Below are 5,212 nucleotides of genomic sequence, written 5' to 3'. Positions count from 1 at the left end.
GAGGGAGAATATCAAGTCATCGGCTTATTAGTACCAGTCAGCTCCACACGTTACCGCGCTTCCACATCTGGCCTATCAACCCAGTCATCTACTGGGAGCCTCACAGACCGAAGTCTACGGAGATCTCATCTTGAGGCCGGCTTCCCGCTTAGATGCTTTCAGCGGTTATCCATCCCGAACGTAGCAAACCAGCCATGCCCTTGGCAGAACAACTGGCACACCAGAGGTCCGTCCAACCCGGTCCTCTCGTACTAGGGTCAGATCCTCTCAAATCTCCAACGCGCGCAGAGGATAGGGACCGAACTGTCTCACGACGTTCTAAACCCAGCTCGCGTACCGCTTTAATGGGCGAACAGCCCAACCCTTGGGACCGACTCCAGCCCCAGGATGCGACGAGCCGACATCGAGGTGCCAAACCATGCCGTCGATATGGACTCTTGGGCAAGATCAGCCTGTTATCCCCGAGGTACCTTTTATCCGTTGAGCGACAGCGCTTCCACAAGCCACTGCCGGATCACTAGTCCCGACTTTCGTCCCTGCTCGACCTGTCAGTCTCGCAGTCAAGCTCCCTTGTGCACTTACACTCGCCACCTGATTACCAACCAGGTTGAGGGAACCTTTGGGCGCCTCCGTTACTCTTTAGGAGGCAACCGCCCCAGTTAAACTACCCACCAGGCACTGTCCCAGAACCCGATCAGGGTCCGTAGTTAGATATCCAATATGACCAGAGTGGTATTTCAACAACGACTCCACCAACACTAGCGTGCCAGCTTCACAGTCTCCCACCTATCCTACACAAGCCACACCGAACACCAATACCAAGCTGTAGTAAAGGTCACGGGGTCTTTCCGTCCTTCTGCGCGTAACGAGCATCTTTACTCGTACTGCAATTTCGCCGAGTTTACGGTGGAGACAGCTGGGGAATCGTTACGCCATTCGTGCAGGTCGGAACTTACCCGACAAGGAATTTCGCTACCTTAGGATGGTTATAGTTACCACCGCCGTTTACTGGGGCTTAAATTCAAAGCTTCGAACCAAAGGTCCTAACCTCTCCTCTTAACCTTCCAGCACCGGGCAGGCGTCAGTCCGTATACATCCACTTGCGTGTTAGCACGGACCTGTGTTTTTAGTAAACAGTCGTTCCCCACTGGTCTCTGCGGCCACCACACCCTTTCAGCGTAAAGCCTAATAAGCGGATGGCCCCCCTTCTCCCGAAGTTACGGGGGCATTTTGCCGAGTTCCTTCACCATAATTATCTCGATCTCCTGAGTATTCTCTACCTGACCACCTGTGTCGGTTTGGGGTACGGGCAACCAGCAACCTCACGTCGATGCTTTTCTCGGCAGCATAGGATCACCTGCTTCCCCAAACGGGTCCGCATCGTGTCTCACCCAAAGCCGGAAACTATTCATAACCGACGAGCTACACACTTACACCGGGACAACCATCGCCCGGCACAGGCTACCTTCCTGCGTCACACCTCACGCTCACCACCCCAGTTTCGGGTTCGCAGCCACCACTCAAACATCACCCGAAGGATCCATCCAAGCTTAGGATTGCTTAGCACTACTAGTTAGGTCTTTGACGGTTACCAGCCGGTACGGGAATATCAACCCGTTGTCCATCGACTACGCCTGTCGGCCTCGCCTTAGGTCCCGACTTACCCAGGGAAGATTAGCTTGACCCTGGAACCCTTGGTCTTCCGGAGGACGGGTTTCTCACCCGTCTTTCGCTACTCATGCCTGCATTCTCACTCGTGTAGCATCCACGGCTGGATCACTCCGCCGCTTCACTCGCCACACGACGCTCTCCTACCCATCCATACGGCTGGACCACGAAGGCCTACCTATAAATATGAATGCCACAACTTCGGTGGTGTGCTTGAGCCCCGTTAAATTGTCGGCGCGGAATCACTTGACCAGTGAGCTATTACGCACTCTTTCAAGGGTGGCTGCTTCTAAGCCAACCTCCTGGTTGTCACAGCAACTCCACATCCTTTTCCACTTAGCACACGCTTTGGGACCTTAGTTGGTGGTCTGGGTTGTTTCCCTCTCGACTATGAAGATTATCCCCCACAGTCTCACTGCTGCGCTCTCACTTACCGGCATTCGGAGTTTAGCTGACGTCAGTAACCTTGTAGGGCCCATCGGCCATCCAGTAGCTCTACCTCCGGCAAGAAACACGCAACGCTGCACCTAAATGCATTTCGGAGAGAACCAGCTATCACGAAGTTTGATTGGCCTTTCACCCCTATCCACAGCTCATCCCCTCAGTTTTCAACCTAAGTGGGTTCGGTCCTCCACGCGCTCTTACACGCGCTTCAACCTGGCCATGGATAGATCACTTCGCTTCGGGTCTAGGACATGCGACTACGATCGCCCTATTCAGACTCGCTTTCGCTACGACTACCCCTCACGGGTTAACCTCGCCACATATCGCTAACTCGCAGGCTCATTCTTCAAAAGGCACGCCGTCACCCCAACAAAGGAGGCTCCGACGGATTGTAAGCAAACGGTTTCAGGTACTATTTCACTCCCCTCCCGGGGTACTTTTCACCTTTCCCTCACGGTACTAGTCCGCTATCGGTCATCTGGGAGTATTTAGGCTTATCAGGTGGTCCTGACAGATTCACACGGGATTTCTCGGGCCCCGTGCTACTTGGGATACACACCACGCGGTAAAACCATTTCGAATACGGGGCTCTCACCCACTACGGCCCGCCCTTCCAAGCGGTTCTTCTATAGCTTCACTCTCACGTCGGAAACTCAGCAGCGTCTCCAGGCATGTCCCACAACCCCGCGCATGCAACCCCTGCCAGGTATCACACATACACGGTTTAGCCTCATCCGGGTTCGCTCGCCACTACTACCGGAATCACTATTGTTTTCTCTTCCTGTGGGTACTGAGATGTTTCACTTCCCCACGTTCCCTCTACCCGCCCTATATATTCAGGCGGGAGTCACCAGGTACGACAAGCGCCCTGGCGGGGTTTCCCCATTCGGAAATCCTCGAATCACAGCCCGTTTATCGGCTCCCCGAGGCTTATCGCAGATTACTACGTCCTTCTTCGGCTCCAGATGCCAAGGCATCCACCGTTTGCTCTTTAAGACTTGAAATTACATGAATATCAGAAACCCACACCCATTCACCCTGAAAGACTGGGAAGCCTTCCAAAACTATAAGCGAGTGTGGGACCAAAAATTAAAATCAGTATCACCACACACCCAAAAAGATGTGTGGCAGATGCTCGCGTCCACTGTGTAGTTCTCAACGTACGACCAGTCCAGCAGCCACGAACAACACGTTCCGTAACCCCTGGCCAGAAGGGACCACCACCACACACTCACGTGCCGGCGACTGGACCTTCAGGACCCAATAGTATGCACCAGACGAACCAACCCCGAAACCATCACGCTTTTCCAACCAGCAAGCTGGCGTACTCCACACAATCACTTCAGCATTGATCCTGTTATCAAATGTTCCACCCATGAGCACCTAGCACCACACACTCGGTGATGATCTAGGCAATCTACAAACCCTAGGGTTTGAGTGCTCCTTAGAAAGGAGGTGATCCAGCCGCACCTTCCGGTACGGCTACCTTGTTACGACTTAGTCCTAATCACCAGTCCCACCTTCGACGACTCCCTCCAAAAAGGTTAGGCCATCGGCTTCGGGTGTTACCGACTTTCATGACTTGACGGGCGGTGTGTACAAGGCCCGGGAACGTATTCACCGCAGCGTTGCTGATCTGCGATTACTAGCGACTCCGACTTCATGGGGTCGAGTTGCAGACCCCAATCCGAACTGAGACCGACTTTTTGGGATTCGCTCCACCTCGCGGTATCGCAACCCATTGTATCGGCCATTGTAGCATGCGTGAAGCCCAAGACATAAGGGGCATGATGATTTGACGTCATCCCCACCTTCCTCCGTGTTGACCACGGCAGTATCCCATGAGTTCCCACCATAACGTGCTGGCAACATAGGACGAGGGTTGCGCTCGTTGCCGGACTTAACCGAACATCTCACGACACGAGCTGACGACAACCATGCACCACCTGTATACGAGTGTCCAAAGAGTTCTGTATCTCTACAGCGTTCTCGTATATGTCAAGCCTTGGTAAGGTTCTTCGCGTTGCATCGAATTAATCCGCATGCTCCGCCGCTTGTGCGGGCCCCCGTCAATTCCTTTGAGTTTTAGCCTTGCGGCCGTACTCCCCAGGCGGGGAACTTAATGCGTTAGCTACGACACAGAACCCGTGGAACAGGCCCTACATCTAGTTCCCAACGTTTACGGCATGGACTACCAGGGTATCTAATCCTGTTCGCTCCCCATGCTTTCGCTCCTCAGCGTCAGTAGCGGCCCAGAGATCTGCCTTCGCCATCGGTGTTCTTCCTGATATCTGCGCATTCCACCGCTACACCAGGAGTTCCAATCTCCCCTACCGCACTCTAGCCTGCCCGTACCCACTGCAGACCCGGAGTTGAGCCCCGGGATTTCACAGCAGACGCGACAAGCCGCCTACGAGCTCTTTACGCCCAATAATTCCGGACAACGCTTGCACCCTACGTATTACCGCGGCTGCTGGCACGTAGTTAGCCGGTGCTTTTTCTGCAGGTACCGTCACTTTCGCTTCTTCCCTACTAAAAGAGGTTTACAACCCGAAGGCAGTCATCCCTCACGCGGCGTTGCTGCATCAGGCTTGCGCCCATTGTGCAATATTCCCCACTGCTGCCTCCCGTAGGAGTCTGGGCCGTGTCTCAGTCCCAGTGTGGCCGGTCACCCTCTCAGGCCGGCTACCCGTCGTCGCCTTGGTGAGCCATTACCTCACCAACAAGCTGATAGGCCGCGAGTCCATCCAAAACCGATAAATCTTTCCACCCACACACCATGCGGTGATAGGTCGTATCCAGTATTAGACGCCGTTTCCAGCGCTTATCCCAGAGTCAAGGGCAGGTTACTCACGTGTTACTCACCCGTTCGCCACTCTTCCACCCAGCAAGCTGGGCTTCATCGTTCGACTTGCATGTGTTAAGCACGCCGCCAGCGTTCGTCCTGAGCCAGGATCAAACTCTCCGTAAAAAACAAAAAGCACCCATCCACCGGAATAAGGCAGACAAGATGCGAGTTTGACCTGACAAATAGAAACACTGACATAAAAAATGTCACTGAATTATTCATCCAAAAAAGGAATCTCCAACACAAACCAAA

At 53.8% G+C, this 5,212-nt stretch carries 2 rRNA genes; both read right to left on the bottom strand.

Features of this window, described 5'->3' with window-relative positions:
- Positions 1–7: 7 nt before the first annotated feature.
- Positions 8–3,116: ribosomal RNA gene (locus tag ICL81_RS11810) — 23S ribosomal RNA — on the bottom strand.
- Between the two features lie 444 nt (positions 3,117–3,560).
- Positions 3,561–5,083, bottom strand: a 16S ribosomal RNA gene (locus tag ICL81_RS11805).
- The 16S and 23S rRNA genes sit together here, the layout of an rRNA operon.
- Positions 5,084–5,212 lie beyond the last annotated feature (129 nt).

It is taken from the genome of Leucobacter sp. cx-328, assembly GCF_014530035.1.
Classification (GTDB): domain Bacteria; phylum Actinomycetota; class Actinomycetes; order Actinomycetales; family Microbacteriaceae; genus Leucobacter.
The sequence above is the reverse complement of the archived record's forward strand: the minus strand, read 5'-3'. Positions and strand labels throughout refer to the sequence as shown.